This window comes from Paenibacillus sp. Y859 (assembly GCF_056786405.1).
Genome location: NZ_JBXCIZ010000018.1, coordinates 42,773 through 62,694, shown reverse-complemented (window position 1 = coordinate 62,694; position 19,922 = coordinate 42,773). Strand labels below are relative to the sequence as shown.

The following is a 19,922-nucleotide window of genomic DNA, read 5'->3' as shown; positions in this document are numbered from 1 at the left end:
GAACACGACCGTTAAGCCCTCCAGCGCCGATGGTACTTGGACCGCAGGGTCCTGGGAGAGTAGGACGTCGCCAAGCATAAGAACCACTGTTGATTTCGATCAACGGTGGTTTTTCTTTTCACCAACTCCAATCATCAGTACCTCCTGATGCAGTAGTTGCACATAGTACAGCTAAATTCAGCTAAATTGCTTCTGACGCCAATCTAGTTGCAAATCTACACTTAATTACTTGAAAATCACCACTTATCCGCAAATCGCAACATTTAACTGTACTTTCTGCAACTAAAACTCACTATAGCTACTTTTCCTTCAAACTAACTGCCTTTTATACAACTAATTATCTATTTACTTTTCTACAGCGGCTCAAGGCTTCATTTTTCTGCGCTTCGACCACTGCTACCCAATTCCTCAGCTACCCAACGACTGCACCTCAGCTCACAATCCATCAACTTGCCCCAACGACTAGACTTCATTCCCAACACATCCCCCAACTCACCAACCAGTAGACTTCATTCCTAACACACACCATCCAACTCACCAACCATCAACTTCCCATTTGTCCCGCGCACCATCCAGGACCACACACCAACTCCAATCATCAGTACCTCCTGATGCAGTAGTTGCACATAGTACAGCTAAATTCAGCTAAATTGCTTCTGATGCCAATCTAGTTGCAAATCTACACTTAATTACTTAAAAATCACCACTTATCCGCAAATCGCAACATTTAACTGTCCTTTCTGCAACTAAAACTTACATTAGCTACTTTTCCTTTAAACTAATAATTCTTCTTTTGTAGAGCATATTATCAGGCTAACTAAGGATTTGCCTGATCTTACTCGATAATCCCAGCTTGCAAGAATATTATTGCTTAGAGAGGTCCACACTAAAAATATGTAATACCCCTTGGCAAAACCAAAGAATATGATATAATATTAACAAAGTCAAAGAAAGTCAAAGTCAACCAACGAAGAGATGAGGAATAGAACTACATCTTGGGAAGTGGGTAACCACGAAAGAGTTGAGGTTGATAACTGGAGGATGAATGATGCGTAATATCTCTGATGTTATTGAGCAATATCTGAAGAATATTCTGCATGAAAGTCCCGAAGGAACAGTGGAAATTCAACGCAACGATCTGGCTGAGAAGTTTGTCTGTGTACCATCACAGATCAATTATGTCATCAGTACTCGCTTTACGTTAGAGAAGGGCTATCTTGTGGAGAGCAAGAGAGGTGGTGGAGGCTATATTCGGATTCAACGAATTGATCTTCCGCAACACTCTGAACTTCATACCCATCTAAGACAGACGATTGGTGAAGATATCGACCAGACGACAGCGGAAGGGCTGATCTATCAACTGGAGGGATCCTGTTTCCTAAGCAAACGCGAAGCTACTTTAATGCGTGCAGCGATCTCCAGAGAATGCCTCATGATCAAGCTACCTTACAGGGATGAGATACGTGCCAGAATGATGAAAGCGATGCTGATCTCTTTATTAGGTAAATGACCTACGAAGAAAGGGAGGTACATCGACATGCTTTGTCAAGAATGCGAAAACAAACCGGCCACACTTCATTTTACCAAGATTGTAAATGGAGAGAAAACGGAATTTCATGTGTGTGAATCATGTGCTCGTGAGAAGGGCGAGATGATTCCTGGGGTAACAGGAGGATTCTCGATTCATAGCTTATTGTCGGGATTCATTGACTTCGACGCAGCTAAGAAGATTCAATCCGGTACCTCGAAAGGCGCTCAAACGTTACGATGCGAAGAATGTGGCATGACGTACTCACAATTTAGTAAAGCTGGACGCTTTGGATGTAGTTCGTGTTATAAATATTTCAACGATCGTCTAGATCCCTTATTCAAAAGAGTTCACGGGAGTACTGCTCACGTGGGCAAAGTACCGATAAGGGGTGGCGTTCAAATACAAGTTAAACGACGGTTACAGGATCTGAAGTCTGAGCTGCAACAACAAATTATTCAAGAAGAATTTGAAGAGGCTGCAGCACTTCGTGATCAGATTAGAGAGCTTGAAAAGGGATTGTCAGAAGAGTAAAGTTCTTTTTAGAAGGAGGAATGCGTAATGCCAAATCTCCGATTCACCGAACAAGCGCTTAGTCAATGGATGCTCGGTGACGCAAATGATTCCGACATTGCGATAAGTAGTCGAGTTCGAGTGGCGCGCAACTTACAGCATATTCCATTTCCCTTGCTTGCGACAAGTGAGCAATCGATGGTGGTGCGAGATACTCTAACAGACATGAAGAAATATGAACCATTAGAATCATTTGGTACATTCCATATGCTTTACTTAGATGACATTTCACCATTGGACAAAAAAGTTCTTGTGGAGAAGCATCTGATTAGTCCAAGTCTGGCTAACGAATCAGAACATGGTGCAGTTATTCTGAGCGAAGATGAATCCATTAGTATTATGATTAATGAAGAAGATCATTTGCGCATTCAATGTCTATATCCAGGATTCCAGGTACGTGATGCTTGGGAGAAGGCGACAGCCCTTGATGATATATTTGAGGCACATATTGATTATGCATTTGATGCCACACGCGGTTATCTAACAAGTTGTCCGACCAATGTAGGAACAGGACTTAGAGCTTCGGTGATGATGCATTTACCAGCACTGGTGATGACACAGCAGATCAATCGGATTTTGTCAGCGGTATCCCAAGTAGGCTTAACGGTAAGAGGAATCTATGGCGAGGGTAGTGAAGCTGTAGGTAACATATTTCAAATATCGAATCAGATTACACTGGGACAGACAGAGAATGAAATTATCGACAATCTACACAGTGTCGTGTTGCAAATCATTGAACATGAGCAGAATGCACGTGAACGACTACTCAATGAATCGAAGCTCCGAATGACAGATCGTGTACAACGATCATACGGAATTTTGTTATATGCAGAAATGTTAGACTCGAAAGAGGCTGCACAACGGCTATCTGATGTTAGACTTGGTGTTGATTTGGGTATTATTAAGGGACCATCCACCCCTGTAATGAATGAATTGAATGTTATGACCCAAGCAGGTTTTCTTCAAAAGACATTCGGGGAAGCCATTACTAATGAGGAACGTGACGTCTATCGTGCTAGGTTAATTCGGAAGAAGTTAGGTTCTCAAGATAATATACAATAAGAAGAATTTAAATTTCATGGAGGTGTAGGAGTTATGATGTTCGGGAGATTTACGGAACGTGCGCAAAAGGTGCTCGCATTGGCTCAAGAAGAAGCGGTTCGTTTAGGTCACAATAATATAGGTACAGAGCATATTTTGCTTGGTTTAATTCGTGAAGGAGATGGCATTGCTGCTAAGGCTTTAGTTGGGCTTGGTCTAGGACTCGAGAAGATTCAAGATGAAGTGGAGACACTGATTGGTCGAGGACAAGAACAGCCAACGAATATCGCCTATACTCCTCGCGCTAAGAAAGTGATTGAACTTTCAATGGACGAAGCTCGTAAGCTGGGACATACGTACGTTGGAACAGAACATATTTTGCTTGGTCTTATTCGTGAGGGTGAAGGTGTGGCTGCACGAGTACTTAACAATTTAGGGATCAGCCTGAATAAAGCGCGTCAACAAGTGTTGCAACTACTTGGCAGCAATGAAACGGTATCAAGCCATAGTGGAACACAAGCGAATGTGAATACACCAACGTTGGATGGCTTGGCACGGGATCTAACGGCATTTGCTAGAGAAGGTAATCTAGATCCAGTCATTGGTCGTAGTAAGGAAATTGAGAGAGTTATTCAGGTGCTTAGTCGCCGAACCAAGAATAATCCAGTATTGATCGGTGAACCTGGGGTAGGTAAAACAGCCATTGCTGAAGGACTTGCACAGAAAATTATTAATAATGAAATTCCTGAGACACTTCGTGATAAAAGGGTTATGACACTCGATATGGGATCTGTTGTAGCTGGAACTAAATACCGTGGTGAATTTGAAGATCGTCTTAAAAAGATTATGGATGAAGTTCGCCAAGCAGGTAATGTCATTCTCTTCATTGATGAATTGCATACGTTGATTGGTGCTGGTGGAGCGGAGGGTGCTATCGATGCATCTAATATTTTGAAGCCATCCCTTGCTCGTGGAGAATTACAATGTATTGGGGCTACAACCCTCGATGAATACCGTAAGTATATTGAAAAAGATGCAGCTTTAGAGCGTAGATTCCAGCCGATTGTAGTGGATCAACCATCACCGGAAGAAGCTGTTCAGATTCTATTCGGCTTGCGTGATCGTTATGAAGCACATCACCGTGTGAAGATTACGGATGAAGCAATTGTTGAAGCAGTTAAATTGTCGGATCGCTATATTCCAGACCGTTTCTTGCCAGATAAGGCCATTGATCTAATTGATGAAGCCGGTTCTAAAGTAAGATTGAATTCTTACACGATTCCACCGGATTTGAAAGAATTAGAAAGTCGACTTGAAGATGTTCGCAAGGAAAAAGATGCCTCTGTCCAAAGCCAAGAATTCGAAAAGGCAGCTGCTCTACGTGATACTGAACAAAAGATTCGTGAAGAGTTAGATATTACGAAGAATCAGTGGAAAGAGAAACAAGGAAGCACGGATTCTGAAGTGACACCAGACGATATCGCTCAAATTGTGGCAAGCTGGACTGGAATTCCGGTGAGTAAGCTGAAAGAAGAAGAGACAGCACGTCTTCTGAATATGGAATCGATTCTACATGAACGTCTAGTTGGACAAGAAGAAGCGGTCAAATCCGTAAGTAAAGCGGTACGACGTGCTCGAGCTGGACTTAAAGATCCTAAGCGTCCGATGGGTTCATTTGTATTCCTTGGACCAACAGGTGTAGGTAAGACAGAACTAGCGCGTGCGTTGGCTGAAGCATTATTCGGAGATGAGAATGCTATCGTACGGATTGATATGTCTGAGTATATGGAGAAACATTCGACGTCTCGTCTCGTTGGAGCGCCTCCAGGGTATGTAGGGTATGAAGAAGGTGGCCAATTAACGGAGAAAGTACGCCGCAAGCCATATTCTGTCGTACTGTTAGATGAGATTGAGAAGGCGCATCCTGATGTATTTAATATTCTACTACAAGTGCTAGAAGATGGTCGCTTGACCGATTCCAAAGGTCGTGTAGTTGACTTCCGCAACACACTTATTATCATGACTTCCAATGTAGGAGCAGAAGCGATCAGACGTAATTCAACGTTGGGCTTCACGGCTGTGCAAGATGGGGGAGCCGATTATGGCAACATGAAGGACAAAGTGATGGGTGAACTGAAGAAGACTTTCCGACCAGAATTCTTGAACCGGATTGATGAAATCATCGTATTCCACTCATTGGAACAGAAACATATTGCAGAGATTGTAACATTGATGTCTGAGGAACTTCGTAAACGATTGAAGGAACATGATGTGGATTTCATATTAACAGATGAAGCTAAAGCATTCTTGGCTAAAGAAGGATATGATCCAGCCTTTGGTGCACGACCACTTCGTCGGGCGATCCAAAAGCATATTGAAGATCGGTTATCTGAAGAACTACTAACAGGTAATATTAGCAAAGGAGATTCCCTTCTTATTGATAAAGGGGAAGACGGGTTGACAGTAACTAAGAACAGTCCATCGGATACTCCTGAAGCAGATAACAAAGAACAAGAATAACGTATTGGATCGGATATACCCGAGGTAGGTAACTAAGAACAATTAAGCCCATAGGACCCACCCGTGGTAGCGTTGTACTCTTGTAAATTGTGCGAAATGTAATAATGAAGTAGTACCCTCTTAATGATGGAGGGTACTACTTTTTTTACATTTTAATAGGCTCGATCGAGGGGAATGAGGGAAGTCGTTAGGTTGGTGGAGGGTGAGAGTAGGAGTAGAGGTAGAAGTAGAAGTAGAAGTAGAAGTAGAAGTAGAAGTAGGAGTGGAAGTGGAGTTTAGTAAGTGTTCTAACGGAAGTGACAGACCTTATTGTGTCTCAAACGTCACTTTTGGAAATCTAACGGAAGTGAGCGACCTTATTTGGCGCTTTTCTCTGGATTTTGGAAACTTTTTCGCATATAGAGGCCTGTATTTCCGTTAAAATTCCAAATGGGCATCTATTCATAGAATAAGGTCTGTGAGTTCCGTTAAAACTTCGCCACTCCCCGATGCACTCAGCATCCGGGGCCTACCGCCGCAGTTGCAGAAGCTAAGTAGTCACAAACGTTGAATAGTCATCACCACCGCCATCATCATGCTCCCCGCCGCCACCGTCACCCCCACGCTCGCAACTGCAGAAAGTGCAGTTAATTCAAGTACAAAGGTATGGTAGAGGGAAATAGATGCAAAAAGTACAGTTGTTTCATACACAAAAGTGCGGTCGAGAGAAATAGTTGTTTAAACTACAGTTAAAAGTGGTGATAACGATGAAAAGTGATATTTTCCAGTAACTAGCTACCTTCAATGCAACTAAAGTTAGCTTTAATGGAATTTGGCCGAATTTAAGTGCACTTTATGCAACTGCAGCTATAACTGTAACTGCATTTCCAACCGCTTTTGCATCCGCAACTACAGGAGATTGGAGAAGCTGGAAAGTGGTTATAATGTGAAAAGTCCTCTGCCTCATCAGAGTGTATCTCAGTTTAATTAAGGATGATGTAAACTTTTCATCCCTTCTTTACGATAAATCATATATAGAAGGAATAAATGAGCGAGGATTTACCTTTAGTTCATTCCATCTTGGTGGTAAACTTAATAATAGCGTGAATTCGACATCATTAGCATAACTTACTGTGCTATTTAATTAAGGAGAGAACGATGGCTAAGCTTAAAATAAAGTTTAACTGTACCGAGTGCGGATATGAATCGCCGAAATGGTATGGGAAATGTCCAGGCTGTCAGGCCTGGAATTCAATGGTGGAGGAGACCGAAAGTGTCGTTAAGACACAAGGTATGAACTCTTCCCTTTTTCAGAGTAAAGAAAAGCCACTCCCCATCATAAGTATAGAAAGTAGCAAAGAAGGAAGAGTGGACACGGGGATTGCCGAACTAAATCGAGTACTAGGTGGAGGAATCGTTCCAGGTTCACTTGTCCTCGTTGGTGGTGACCCGGGTATTGGTAAATCAACATTGCTTCTCCAAACATCGCATTCTTTATCTATGTCAGGACTTCGGGTGCTCTATATTTCAGGTGAAGAATCCGTACAACAGACGAAGTTACGAGCTGATCGGCTCGGTGCGCTATCTGCCGAGTTATACGTTCTATGTGAGACGAATATGGAAGCCATCGAAGAAGCTATCGAAAGCGTTAAACCTGATTTTCTAGTGATCGATTCGATTCAGACTGTTTATTTGCCTGAGGTAACAAGTGCTCCTGGAAGTGTATCTCAGGTTCGGGAATGTACTGCCCGATTTATGCGTGTCTCTAAAGGTCAAGGTATCGCAACCGTTCTAGTGGGTCATGTTACTAAAGAAGGAGCGATTGCAGGACCGAGAATGCTTGAACATATGGTGGATTGTGTGCTTTATTTTGAAGGAGAAAGACATCATACGTATCGCTTGCTTAGGGCGGTGAAGAACCGGTTCGGATCGACGAATGAAATTGGCATTTTTGAGATGAGTGAAAGCGGTCTTAATGAAGTGGAGAATCCATCGGAGCTATTCCTCTCAGAGAGACCTCTTGGAGTAGCGGGCTCAACAGTTGTTGCAAGTATGGAAGGTACAAGACCTGTCCTTGTTGAACTGCAAGCGCTAATTACTTCTACCAATTTCCCATCCCCACGTCGAATGTGTACTGGGATTGATCATCATAGAATGAGTCTTATTATTGCCGTTTTAGAGAAAAGAATGGGGATGTTCCTTCAGAATCAGGATGCGTATCTTAACGTTGCCGGAGGCGTGAAGCTTGATGAACCGGCGGTAGATTTAGCGATCGCAGTGAGTATTGCATCTAGTTTTCGAGACGCACCGACAAGGCCATATGATGTGTTCTTTGGTGAGGTTGGCTTGACGGGTGAAGTGAGGGGTGTATCTCGCGTAGAACAGCGTGTGAAGGAAGCGGAGAAATTAGGATTCAAAAGAGTTATTCTGCCCGAGAAGAGCTTGAAGGGATGGCGCCATCCTAAAGGGATAGAACTTATTGGTGTAACGACTGTTGCCCAAGCATTGGCAGCTGCGTTAGATTAGTTCCGTTTTAGATTATAGATCTGCTGTAGACTTATCCATTGCATTAGATTAGGGGGTATTAACTTTAATGAAGGAAGCCAATCAGGTAGATATAATGAATGATCTATTGAAGTTAGTTGCACCTGGAACTCCCTTCAGGGAGGGACTTGAGAACGTATTGCGTGCGAAGACAGGCGGGTTAATCGTTGTCGGATACAGTCCTGAGGTGATGGAGGTTGTGGATGGTGGATTCTCGATCAACTGCGATTTCTCACCCAATTATTTATACGAGTTAGCGAAGATGGATGGGGCTATCATATTGAGTGAGGATCTCAAACGAATTCTGTATGCGAACACACAATTGATCCCTGATTCCTCCATTTCGTCATCCGAAACAGGGATCCGGCATAGAACCGCTGAGCGTGTGGCGAAACAAACAGGAAAGCTTGTCGTTTCGATCTCACAGCGTCGCACGATTATTACGTTATACCAAGGAGGCTTACGCTACTCGCTTAAGGAGATAGGTGTCATTCTGACCAAAGCGAACCAAGCCATTCAGACATTGGAGAAGTATCGGTCCGTACTGAATCAAGCACTAACCAATCTGTCTGCATCGGAGTTTGAAGAACTCGTTACGGTACCTGAAGTTGTTAGCGTAGTTCAACGCGTGGAAAGAGTCGTTCGAATTAAAATGGAGATCAAACGATATATTACTGAATTAGGTAATGAGGGTCGTCTGATCAGCATGCAATTGGAGGAACTGGTTAGTAATATGGAAGTGGAGGCTTGGCTTCTATATAGAGACTATGCCAAAGTGGATAAGGAAGAGAAAATTCGTGAGATTATTGCTGGGCTGAAGCGTGCCACCGACGATGAATTGCTGGATCTTCATTACATAGCTCGATTATTAGGATACTCAGCATCATCGGTTACATCGGAGGAAGCCATCGTACCGCGAGGATATAGAGTGCTGAACAAAATACCTCGATTGCCTAATGTAATCATTAATAACCTGTTGGAACGATTCGAACAATTGCCGCAAATTATGACAGCAACTATCGAAGAATTGGACGAAGTGGACGGGATTGGAGAGGTTAGGGCGAAGAATATTAAGGAAGGTCTGAACCGCTTACAAGAGCAAGTATTCATTGACAGGCAAGTATAAATGCCATACAATCAATGAATGATCAAGGCTGATTTGAACTAGATTGAGGTGAATAATGAATGACAAAATCAATTCCGAATATGTTCACATTGGGGAACTTGGCTCTGGGAATGATTGCCATGATGTTGGCACTGAATGATAAGTTTAGTATGGCTGCGATTATGATCATTATTGCGATGTTGTTAGATGGTCTTGATGGACGTGTCGCAAGGGCATTGAATGCACAAAGTGAGTTCGGGAAAGAGTTAGATTCTCTTTCAGATATGATCTCTTTTGGTGCAGCACCTGCAATCCTGATGTATATGGTTACATTGCAAGATATGCCGTATTCCATCGCTTGGGCAGCTACAGCCATATTCCCGATGTGTGGGGCATTTCGTTTAGCAAGGTTCAATGTACGAACAGGAGGAACAACAGGCTATTTCATCGGATTACCGATTCCAGCAGCTGGGGGAGTATTAGCAACATTAACTCTTTTTCATAAAGAAATATCTGGCACTTATATGGTTATAATCATGTTATTGTTATCCTATTTAATGATTAGCAGGGTAAGATATCCGAACTTTAAGAAGATTGGCCTACCTAGAAAGGTAGTTATAGGTGCACCAATCGTCATTATTATTGCTGTAGCTATTGCAGTGATATATCCAGAACAAATATCCAAGGTAATTTTTATACCGTTAGCCACGTATGCTGTATACGGTGTGAAGAAGAGTATAGACAGAGCTTTAAGACGCCGTAACAAAGAGAAGACGGAAGAGGATCCTCTTCATATGGATAATTAACTGAATGAGGATTAAGAGCCTCGATATATGTATAAATAAAAAGCATTTATTTCATGCCTCTAGGGCAACGAGATAAATGCTTTTTTTGTCCTATTCAGGCTGGAATTAATTCAAAAGTACATAGTATGTCATTGTAACATTTGGAAGAGTATTTTATACAAGAAGTTCGCTTGAATAAGATGGAATAGTTGCATAAATGATACTTACTCAGAAGAAAAGGGTGGCTGAAGAAGAATTAGTTGCACAAAGCACACTTAAAACAGGGGAAATGATGAGAATAGATGATTCTCCAGTAATTAGATGACCTTTATACAACTAAACGTAGTGAAAAGGGAATATGACCAAATATAAGTGTACTTAATGCAGCTATTAGTGATTGGGGGGACGGTATATGTTAGGTGGCTGTAAAGTGAATAGTGGATAGCGGATAGTGAATAGCAGGCAGTAGGCAGTAGCTAGTAGAAGTCCCGTGAAAGTAAGCCAAAGAAGGGAATAGAACGAACTCTTTCGCCAAGAACGTCGAAAGGAGTTTTTCTTATCATTCCCGAGCATGTATAAATCAATATTAAGACATATTGAATAGTCCAAGGGTAGAGCATTTCGTCGATTCTTCTGCAACGACGTCATCCATATTAATATCAAGTAAGTTACAAAGGGCGGACAAATAGAACATATTCCGTCCCAATTCCGTGCTGATGAATTCCTTACAGTTCTCGCATAAATGACCAGATACGTGAGATCCTACAACTTCTTTTGATGATGAGAGGTTTAACTCTGGCTCAAAAGTTTGTTGGGTAGCATGAATTTCAATGCATCCACAGTCAGTAACTGCTTTGACAACGGCCCTATTCAATGATGCACTGCTCTGTCCATTCTTAGACAAGACATCAAGTAGGCTGCGGTGACGGAGTAGTAGGTCTGATACTTGATTCTGGAAATCCTGTAAACTTAATGAACCCATTTTATCAATCACCTCTAGTATTATGAATTGCATTCATTATATGCCAGTCGTTTACTTATTTTCAACTAGAAAAACTACAATCATCCCAAATAGCTAGGTCATGAGGCTATGAAGTGATGAACATAAATTATTATGGGGGGTAGGGTTATTCATCGTTGAACTGGATCATACTGGATAAGGATATGTATGAGTGAAAGTTCAAAAAGTCAGGTTTTCAGCACCGAGAAGATTGAATGAAGCCAGGGAGAGAGGAGCGGAGCGTAGGCAGTACCTACGTGAGCACCGGAAGGACCGGGTGAATTCAATATTCGATGTCGAATAGACCTCTTGCTAACCTTCGTGATCAAAAGGTGACTTTTTGAACTACCTCTTATGGTAAATATTTTGGAGGAGGTGTGGGTAATCATGTTAAAAAAAGCTATTTTAGCATTCATTGGGCTATGTGGTGTTTGGTTTGGATATGCGATATATGGTTTATTAGGACGATCATTCCCAGATTGGATAACCCAATTTGGTGGAAGTGATAGTGTGGGAGGTAGTTTAGCCTTCGCAGCGTTAGGTGCTATTTTATTTATGTTGGTTGGCTCTATAAGTGTAGAAAAGGCGGTTTACAGATTACATTCATTCGTCGGTTCTTTCACAACAATGCCTATGAATGAGTTGACGGCGGGGGCGACTGGATTGACAGGAGGCCTCATACTAGCCCTGTTATTGTATCCTAGCCTTGGATGGCTTGGAACGGCAGGACAGTTGCTCGGAGTAGGAGTGACGCTTACATGTGGTTATTTGGGGCTTAGAATTGCTATGGAGAAAAAAGTTGAATTGGCGACATTATGGACATCTGGGAGATGGAGTCGGGAGGAACTTTCCGATGAAAGAAAACTAGAAGAGCATAAAATTCTCGATACGAGTGTCATTATAGATGGACGGATTGCGGATATCTGTAAGACGGGCTTTATAGAAGGGACGATTGTTATTCCTGAGTTCGTTCTTGAAGAGTTACAGCATATCGCCGATTCATCGGATCTACTTAAGCGTAATCGTGGCCGCAGAGGTCTTGATATTTTGAACAAAATTCAGAAAGAATTAGATATTAAAGTGTTAATCTACGAGGGGGATTTCGAAGAAATATCGGAAGTCGATAGTAAACTTGTGAAGCTGGCTAAGGTGTTGAAGGGGAAAGTGGTTACGAATGATTACAACTTGAACAAAGTCTGTGAGCTGCAAGGTGTTTCAGTACTGAATATCAACGATCTTGCGAATGCAGTTAAGCCTGTCGTGCTTCCAGGTGAGGAAATTATGGTTCAGGTGATCAAAGATGGCAAAGAACATGGGCAGGGTGTAGCTTATCTTGATGATGGAACGATGATTGTTGTGGAAGGTGGACGTGAATATATCGGTATGTTGATGGAAGTGTTGGTGACAAGCGTTCTTCAGACCTCTGCAGGACGAATGATCTTTGCGAAACCGAAACTGTTGGAAAAAGCCCAGTAGAAACGGTATGATGGAGATAACTATTTCCTAGTACATGGGAAGGAAGACAGGGGTATCATTATGGACAAGGGTCTGGGAATCGTTATTGTATCGGCGGGTAAAGGTTCTCGAATGGGTACTGAAGAAAGTAAACAGTATCTTATGCTTACGGATAAGCCGATTATTATTCACACACTAGAAGTGTTCAATAGGTTACCTTTGGTGCAAGAGATTGTATTGGTAACGGGTCAGGATGATGTCGACCGCGCTGAGGCATGGGTACAGAAGTATAGCTTGGACAAAGTAGTCAAAGTTATCTCAGGGGGAAGCGAGAGACAACATTCTGTATACAAGGGCTTATTAGAGATCCATACGGAATGGGTCATGATCCACGATGGGGTAAGGCCGTTTGTGGAAGAGTCCGATATTGAAGAATGTTATGAGGTCGCCCTTCGCGTCGGTGCTTCTGTATTAGCTGTCCCTGTGAAGGATACAATTAAGCAAGTTGATGGATCGGGTATTATTGTGGCGACGCCAGATCGTCAAAGTCTGTGGGCTATTCAGACCCCACAGACTTTTCGTGTTTCAGATCTTCTGAGGGCCCATAAGGAGGCACAGGGTGCGAAGTTCGTAGGAACTGATGATTCGATGCTAGTGGAGCGCTTAGGCATTCCTGTCGCTGTCGTACAGGGGAGCTATGCCAACATCAAGTTAACGACGCCTGATGATTTGGAGTATGCAGCATTTATAGAGAATCGTAAAGGAGAGGGAAAATAATGATACGAGTAGGACAAGGGTTTGATGTGCATCAATTGGTTGAGGGTAGACCATGTATTATTGGTGGGGTTACGATACCCTATGAGTTAGGTCTAGTAGGACATTCGGATGCTGACGTGCTTCTGCATGCAGTCACAGATGCGATCCTTGGAGCGCTAGGTCTAGGGGATATCGGGAAGCACTTTCCAGACACAGATCCTCGTTATAAGGATGCTGACAGTCTGAAGTTATTAGAAGAGGTATGGGTACTTGCTAAAGAGAAAGGTTATCAACTTGGCAATATTGATTCGACGATTATGGCTCAGAAGCCGAAGATGGCACCTTATATTCCTCAAATCGTGGAAGTGATCGCCAAGGCGCTTGAAGCGGATGTGACTCAAGTTAATGTGAAAGCAACGACAACGGAGCAATTAGGATTCGTCGGAAGAGGCGAAGGGATCGCCGCCCAATCTGTTGTATGCTTAACCCGAAATATGCTATCATCTTAAAATATAAATGACGTGTAAGATTGACGAATTGGAGGGATAATAATGACCAATGCAGTGCGCGTACGTTATGCACCGAGTCCAACCGGACATTTACATATTGGTAATGCAAGAACGGCTCTTTTCAACTATTTATTTGCTCGCCATCTAGGCGGGAAGTTTATTATTCGAATTGAAGATACGGACTTGAAACGCAATGTAGAAGGCGGAGAAGAGAGCCAACTGAAATATTTGAAGTGGCTGGGCATGGAATGGGATGAAAGTATCGATGTAGGGGGCGAATATGGACCCTATCGCCAGACAGAACGTCTTGATATTTATCGAAAGTACTGGCAGGAACTGTTGGATAAAGGTTTTGCCTATCGTTGCTATTGTACAGAAGAGGAACTGGAACTGGAGCGGGAAGAACAGATCGCTCGTGGGGAAACGACTCGATATTCAGGTAAGCATCGTCATTTAACCGAAGAACAACGCCGTGCATTTGAAGCGGAAGGTCGTGTAGCGAGTATACGTTTCCGTGTGCAGGAAGATAGAACTTATACTTTCGAGGATATCGTTAAGGGAAGTATTTCTTTCAACACAGATGAGACAGGTGATTTCGTTATCGTGAAGAAGGATGGGATTCCAACCTATAACTTCGCCGTCGTTATCGATGACCATCTCATGGAAATATCGCATGTACTGCGTGGAGAAGATCATATATCTAACACACCACGTCAGTTGATGATTTATGAAGCGCTTGGTTGGGACGCACCGTTGTTCGGCCATATGACTTTGATCGTGAATGAACATCATAAGAAGTTGAGTAAACGTGATGAGTCGATTGTGCAGTTCATTGAGCAGTATGATCAATTGGGATATTTACCGGAAGCGTTGTTTAACTTTATTTCCTTGCTCGGCTGGTCGCCAGAGGGTGAAGAGGAGATGTTCGTTAAAGATGAGCTAATTACGATATTTAACGCGGAACGTTTGTCTAAGAGCCCGGCTGTGTTCGATCAGAATAAATTAGCTTATTTGAACAATCATTATATTAAACAGGCAGATCCAGATCGAATTGCTAAGCTAGCGATCCCGCATCTACAACGTGCAGGTCGTTTACCTGAGGCATTGAGTGAGGAGCAGGAAGCATGGGCGAAATTGCTTATTGCACTCTACCAGGAACAACTGAATTCAGCTTCTGATATTGTGGCATTGTCTGAGATGTTCTTCCGTTCTGACATTGAGCTCGATGAGGAAGCGAAGGCTATTCTTGCAGAAGAACAGGTGCCAACAGTATTGTCAGCTTTTCTTGCTAAGTTGGAAGGAACAGACGAGTTCACCCCAGCAAAGATGGCCGTTCTGATTAAAGAAGTTCAGAAGGAATCAGGGTTCAAGGGCAAGCAATTGTTCATGCCAATTCGCGTAGCTTTGACAGGTCAGATGCATGGTCGTGATCTGAATCAAACGATCTACTTGCTTGGATTGGATAATGTGAAGAACAGACTGAAGTCACAAATTATTGGATCATAACATATCTTGTGAAAAGTGCGTGTTCAAAAAGTCGACTTTTCAGCACCGAGAAGATTGGATGAAGCAAGGGAGAGCGGAGCGTAGCGTAGGCAGTACCTACGTGAGCACCGGAAAGACCGGCTGAATTCAATCTTCGATGTCGAGTAAGCCTCTTGGTATACATCGTGATCAAAAGATGACTTTTTGAACAACTTCTAAAAGGATATTGTGCTAGGTTGGCGGATGGAGTATTATGAGACTTGAGAGTATATACGAATAGCTAGGATCAGGAAAAGTACGTTACTGTGGCATGATCCAGAGAGGATAACCAGGAGAGTTCATACTCGCCTAGTGCTGTGAGTTATCCATATGTCGGTAATCGAAATGCGCCTGTGAGCTGATTGATCGAGCGAAGGAGAGGGGTTCTATCCTAACGTTAGATCATTTCCGGATCGTCACCCGTTATTGGACGCTAAGAAGAGATGCAAGTCATGTTAATAATATAAATTATTAATGTGATGAACAGCTCAAGCAGAGTGGAACCGCGATCAACGCCTCTGCAGCGTATGCTGCAGGGGATTTTTTGATTTCTATAAGTGATAATATGGACACAAGCAGCGAAATAAGGAGAACCGAAAAGTGTCGAAGAGGAGAACGATATGTTTAAGAACATGAAATCAGATATCCAAGCGGTATTTGAAAACGATCCTGCGGCTAGACGATTATTCGAGGTCATCTTCACCTATTCGGGACTTCATGCCATTTGGGCGCAGCGGATTGCACATAGCTTCTACAAACGCCGTTGGTTTACAATAGCACGGATCATCTCGCAAGTCAGTCGATTCATGACAGGGATCGAAATCCATCCTGGTGCCACAATCGGAAATAGATTGTTTATTGACCACGGGATGGGCGTCGTTATTGGGGAGACATGTGAAATTGGAGATGACGTGGTCATTTACCAAGGGGTGACTCTTGGAGGGACAGGTAAGGAAAAGGGCAAACGCCATCCTACTATTGGTAATAATGTCGTCATTGCCTCAGGAGCCAAAGTATTAGGTTCTTTTACGGTAGGTGACCAATCTAATATTGGAGCTAACTCTGTTGTTCTGAAAGAGGTCCCACCGAATAGTACCGTAGTAGGTATTCCGGGTAAAATTGTTAAGAAGGATGGAAGACGCGTTGATCGCCTCAGTCATCAGTTACCCGATCCCGTCGTGGATGCTATTCGTTTACTTCAAGGAGAGATTGAAGCGCTTCGTATCGAGCTGGATCATGTGAAGCGGGAAAATCAGCAGTTACATGGGCAAGTCAAAGAATAAGAATAAGAACAAGAACGAGAGGATTTGAATACATGGCACTAAAAATGTATAACACGCTAACCCGTAACAAGGAACTCTTTGTGTCACAGGAACCCGGGAAGGTGAAAATGTATGTATGCGGACCAACCGTCTATGACTTTATTCACATCGGTAATGCTCGTCCAATGATTGTATTTGATGTCGTTCGAACTTATCTAGAACAACTAGGTAATGAAGTGAATTATGTTGTGAACTTTACGGATGTGGATGACAAATTAATTCGTAAAGCAGAACAAACAGGTAGTACCGTGCCAGAGGTAGCGGATACATTTATCGGTGCTTATTATGAAGATTTAGAGGGGTTAGGATTGACTCGTGCTACGATTAATCCACGTGTTACGGAGAATATAGAATCGATCCTTGAGTTTATAAAGGAGCTTGAGAAGAAGGGATTCGCCTACGAGAACGGTGGAGATGTATTCTATCGTACTCATAAATTCAAGGAATACGGTAAGTTATCTCATCAGAATGTAGAAGAATTACAGTTCGGTATTCGCATTGGTGTGGATGAACGCAAAGAGAACCCAGAGGACTTTGTGCTATGGAAGGCTGCTAAGCCAGGGGAAATATCTTGGTCAAGTCCATGGGGAGAGGGAAGACCGGGATGGCATATTGAATGCTCCGCTATGGCTCGTCGATATTTAGGAGATACTATCGATATTCATGGGGGGGGACAAGATTTACAATTCCCACATCATGAATGTGAGGTAGCCCAGACGGAAGCGTTGACGGGCAAGACATTCGCTAATTATTGGATGCATAATGGATATATCAATATAGACAATGAAAAGATGTCTAAGTCGCTAGGCAATGGTATATTGGTCAAAGATTTGCGTAAACAGTATAAATGGGAGTCGATTCGTTACTTTATGCTATCTAGCCAATATCGTAATCCACTGAATTTCAATAACGAAACGATTAACCAAGCGGAGAAGAGTACAGAACGAATTCGCAATGCGGTCGACAATCTCAAACATCGATTAACTTCTATTATAGTGAACATGACGGATGCTGTTGATGAGTCATTGCAGGTCAGACTTTCGGATATTCTAGAAATGTATCATGCCAAAATGCAGGATGATTTCAATACAGCAGATGCGATTACGGCTATGTTCGAATGGGTAAATGAAGCCAATTCCTTATTGGAACATCCCGTTGTGAAAGCTGTCGATATATACGCTTTATTGCATGTTTTTGATGAAATGAATCAAGTACTGAGATTGTACGCTGTGAATGAAGCTGAACTGATCGATGAAGACATTGATAAGCTTATTGCTGACCGAGAACAGGCTCGTAAGGATAAGAATTGGAGTCGTGCTGATGAAATCCGTGATTTACTTGCTTCCCGTGGAATTATATTAGAGGATACAGCGCAAGGTATGCGCTGGAGACGGAAATGAGCGAGGGAAATGATCTGAAGCTATTTGAGAATGGATTGTATCCATTTCCCCCCGCAAAGAAGGCGAATCTGCTTCCACCCATTGTATTAGCCTATATTGGGGATGCACTTTATGAAGTAGCGGTACGCCAATATCTGATCTCTAAACCGAATCTGCGACCACATCATCTTCATACCTCGGCAACGAAGATGGTATCAGCGAAGGCACAGAGTAGAATCGTAGCGCATCTTGAGACGTTCTTAACGGAAAAGGAGCGAGATGTCGTTAGACAAGGGCGCAATGCCAAATCGGGAAGTGTTCCTAAGAACGCGGATGTGTTGGAATACCGCCATGCTACAGCGTTTGAATCTCTAATAGGATATCTGTACTACACGGAACAGATAGAAAGAATGAATGAATTAATCCTGTTAAGTATTCAGTATATAGATCAATAGTATTTTTTAAAAAAATGAACGTGGAGAGAAGGAGGAATAAACAATATGGAAGAGGAAATGATCGCAGGAAAGCATTCTGTTACCGAAGCTCTTCGCTCGGGAAGAAGCATTAATAAGATATGGATATCTGAAAATGCACAGAAGCATTTAACATTACCCATTATCGCTGAAGCTAAAAAACGCGGGGTTGTTATTCAACAAGTGGATAAACGAAAGTTGGATCAATTGGTCCCAGATGTTCAGCATCAAGGGGTGGTAGCTCAAGTTGCTCCATATGAATATGCGGAAGTGGATGACATTCTAGCTATTGCTGAACAAAAAGGTGAGGTACCCTTCTTGTTGTTGCTCGATGAAGTCGAAGATCCTCATAATTTGGGTTCTATTTTACGGACTGCAGACTGTACTGGAGTACATGGTGTTATTATTCCCAAACGTCGTTCTGCTCAAGTGACGGCAACGGTATCTAAAACATCTGCGGGTGCTGTTGAATATGTGCCAGTAGCGCAAGTGACCAATTTAGGACAGACTATTGATAAGTTGAAAGAATCGGGTATTTGGGTAGTGGGTACTGATGTTGAAGCTGTGCAGGAAATATATGAAACGGATGTATTCGTAGGTCCTTTAGCCGTCGTTGTGGGCAATGAAGGCAAAGGTATGGGGCGATTGATCCGAGAGAAATGTGACGTATTAGTGAAACTGCCTATGGCAGGTAAGATTAACTCGTTAAATGCTTCTGTAGCTGCCGGAGTAGTGATGTATGAGGTGCTGCGCCAACGTCGTAAGCCAGAGTAGTATATATGGCAGACTTGCGGGATGTGCTTCTTGTAGATGCATACAACATGATTGGGGGATGGCCCGAACTTGCCCAATTGGCAACAAAGAGTATGCAAGAAGCGAGGGATCGTCTACTTGAGCGGCTAGCAAATTATCAGGCATTTTCAGGAAGACAAGTCATTGCAGTCTTTGATGCTTATCGTGTCCCTGGGTTAGGAAAGTCCTTCTCTCAGAGTAAAATACAAGTCTTTTTCACGAAAGAAAAGGAAACTGCTGATGAAACCATTGAACGGTTAGTGGGTGAAATGACTCGTAGGCGACGTCAGATTTATGTGGCAACGAGCGACTTAATTGAGCAGCATGTTATTTTTGCTAAGGGGGCACTTCGCCTATCCGCTCGTGAACTTCTTATTGAAGTTGAGAATTGTGAGCGTGAAATTCAGAAACAGATTGAACTAGATAAGTATGTCTCTAAAGGCAATACATTAGATGCCAAATTGAGTAAAGAGCAGCGGATACTGTTCGAACGTTGGCGGCGCGAATGAAGATGAGGAATATATTACAAACTTCAAACTCTTGACAATCTTGTTATAGATGGCCTTTACTGGTTATGTTGTGGTTGACGTTCATAGGTTACATCATATATACTGGTGCTATATTTCACAGAGTAACG

At 42.7% G+C, this 19,922-nt stretch carries 19 protein-coding genes and 1 rRNA gene; 18 read left to right on the top strand and 2 right to left on the bottom strand.

The features are described 5' to 3' along the window. From rrf to AC1TO8_RS22290, 6 genes are all read left to right on the top strand, one after another. Positions 1-76 (top strand): 5S ribosomal RNA (rrf, locus tag AC1TO8_RS22315); the annotation flags it as partial. A 972-nt stretch (positions 77-1,048) separates the two neighbouring features. After that, a complete protein-coding gene (locus AC1TO8_RS22310) occupies positions 1,049-1,510 on the top strand; it encodes a CtsR family transcriptional regulator (protein ID WP_482057802.1) in 462 nt (153 codons plus the stop codon). A 27-nt stretch (positions 1,511-1,537) separates the two neighbouring features. Then, a complete protein-coding gene (gene mcsA / locus AC1TO8_RS22305) occupies positions 1,538-2,062 on the top strand; it encodes a protein-arginine kinase activator protein McsA (protein ID WP_482057801.1) in 525 nt (174 codons plus the stop codon). A 27-nt stretch (positions 2,063-2,089) separates the two neighbouring features. Beyond that, positions 2,090-3,163, top strand: a complete 1,074-nt coding sequence (gene mcsB, locus AC1TO8_RS22300; protein ID WP_482057800.1) for a protein-arginine kinase McsB — start codon at positions 2,090-2,092, stop codon at positions 3,161-3,163. 33 nt (positions 3,164-3,196) lie between these two features. Beyond that, positions 3,197-5,662 (top strand): ATP-dependent protease ATP-binding subunit ClpC, encoded by a 2,466-nt coding sequence (clpC, locus tag AC1TO8_RS22295; RefSeq protein WP_482057799.1) that lies wholly within the window; start codon positions 3,197-3,199, stop codon positions 5,660-5,662. 202 nt (positions 5,663-5,864) lie between these two features. Beyond that, positions 5,865-6,083 (top strand): hypothetical protein, encoded by a 219-nt coding sequence (locus tag AC1TO8_RS22290; RefSeq protein WP_482057798.1) that lies wholly within the window; start codon positions 5,865-5,867, stop codon positions 6,081-6,083. Between the two features lie 116 nt (positions 6,084-6,199). Here AC1TO8_RS22290 and AC1TO8_RS22285 read toward each other — a convergent pair whose 3' ends face one another. Continuing rightward, positions 6,200-6,352 carry a hypothetical protein gene (locus AC1TO8_RS22285; RefSeq protein WP_482057797.1) on the bottom strand — a complete coding sequence of 51 codons (153 nt, stop codon included), beginning with the start codon at positions 6,350-6,352 and terminating at the stop codon, positions 6,200-6,202. Positions 6,353-6,799: 447 nt separating this feature from the next. On the opposite strand from AC1TO8_RS22285, the gene radA reads away from it, so the two are divergent. The 3 genes from radA to pssA all read left to right on the top strand — a co-directional run bounded on the left by radA (position 6,800) and on the right by pssA (position 10,096). After that, entirely contained in the window at positions 6,800-8,167 is a 1,368-nt protein-coding gene (radA, locus tag AC1TO8_RS22280; RefSeq protein ID WP_482057796.1) for a DNA repair protein RadA, read from the top strand. A 67-nt stretch (positions 8,168-8,234) separates the two neighbouring features. After that, entirely contained in the window at positions 8,235-9,311 is a 1,077-nt protein-coding gene (disA, locus tag AC1TO8_RS22275; protein ID WP_482057795.1) for a DNA integrity scanning diadenylate cyclase DisA, read from the top strand. A gap of 59 nt (positions 9,312-9,370) precedes the next feature. Beyond that, positions 9,371-10,096 (top strand): CDP-diacylglycerol--serine O-phosphatidyltransferase, encoded by a 726-nt coding sequence (pssA, locus tag AC1TO8_RS22270; RefSeq protein ID WP_482057794.1) that lies wholly within the window; start codon positions 9,371-9,373, stop codon positions 10,094-10,096. Between the two features lie 565 nt (positions 10,097-10,661). Here pssA and AC1TO8_RS22265 read toward each other — a convergent pair. Next, a complete protein-coding gene (locus AC1TO8_RS22265) occupies positions 10,662-11,057 on the bottom strand; it encodes a DUF1573 domain-containing protein (RefSeq protein WP_482057793.1) in 396 nt (131 codons plus the stop codon). A 405-nt stretch (positions 11,058-11,462) separates the two neighbouring features. Here AC1TO8_RS22265 and AC1TO8_RS22260 point away from each other — a divergent pair, with 405 nt between their 5' ends. The 9 genes from AC1TO8_RS22260 to AC1TO8_RS22220 all read left to right on the top strand — a co-directional run bounded on the left by AC1TO8_RS22260 (position 11,463) and on the right by AC1TO8_RS22220 (position 19,794). Further along, entirely contained in the window at positions 11,463-12,551 is a 1,089-nt protein-coding gene (locus AC1TO8_RS22260) for a PIN/TRAM domain-containing protein (RefSeq protein WP_482057792.1), read from the top strand. A gap of 60 nt (positions 12,552-12,611) precedes the next feature. Then, positions 12,612-13,307, top strand: coding sequence for a 2-C-methyl-D-erythritol 4-phosphate cytidylyltransferase (gene ispD / locus AC1TO8_RS22255; RefSeq protein ID WP_482057791.1), 696 nt, complete (start codon positions 12,612-12,614; stop codon positions 13,305-13,307). Beyond that, on the top strand, positions 13,307-13,795 hold the full coding sequence (ispF, locus tag AC1TO8_RS22250) for a 2-C-methyl-D-erythritol 2,4-cyclodiphosphate synthase (RefSeq protein WP_482057790.1): 489 nt from the start codon (positions 13,307-13,309) through the stop codon (positions 13,793-13,795). The genes ispD and ispF overlap by 1 nt, the downstream gene beginning before the upstream one ends. Before the next feature lie 42 nt (positions 13,796-13,837). Continuing rightward, complete coding sequence (gene gltX / locus AC1TO8_RS22245; protein ID WP_482057789.1) at positions 13,838-15,301, top strand: glutamate--tRNA ligase; 1,464 nt, start codon at positions 13,838-13,840, stop codon at positions 15,299-15,301. Positions 15,302-15,939: 638 nt separating this feature from the next. Continuing rightward, positions 15,940-16,602, top strand: coding sequence for a serine O-acetyltransferase (cysE, locus tag AC1TO8_RS22240; RefSeq protein WP_482057788.1), 663 nt, complete (start codon positions 15,940-15,942; stop codon positions 16,600-16,602). 32 nt (positions 16,603-16,634) lie between these two features. Next, a complete protein-coding gene (cysS, locus tag AC1TO8_RS22235; RefSeq protein WP_482057787.1) occupies positions 16,635-18,041 on the top strand; it encodes a cysteine--tRNA ligase in 1,407 nt (468 codons plus the stop codon). Then, the gene (locus AC1TO8_RS22230; RefSeq protein ID WP_482057786.1) at positions 18,038-18,475 is read left to right on the top strand and encodes a Mini-ribonuclease 3; all 438 of its coding nucleotides are present in this window, start codon (positions 18,038-18,040) and stop codon (positions 18,473-18,475) included. The genes cysS and AC1TO8_RS22230 overlap by 4 nt, the downstream gene beginning before the upstream one ends. Before the next feature lie 45 nt (positions 18,476-18,520). Continuing rightward, positions 18,521-19,267 (top strand): 23S rRNA (guanosine(2251)-2'-O)-methyltransferase RlmB, encoded by a 747-nt coding sequence (gene rlmB, locus AC1TO8_RS22225; RefSeq protein WP_482057785.1) that lies wholly within the window; start codon positions 18,521-18,523, stop codon positions 19,265-19,267. Between the two features lie 5 nt (positions 19,268-19,272). Beyond that, positions 19,273-19,794, top strand: coding sequence for an NYN domain-containing protein (locus AC1TO8_RS22220; RefSeq protein ID WP_482057784.1), 522 nt, complete (start codon positions 19,273-19,275; stop codon positions 19,792-19,794). Positions 19,795-19,922 lie beyond the last annotated feature (128 nt).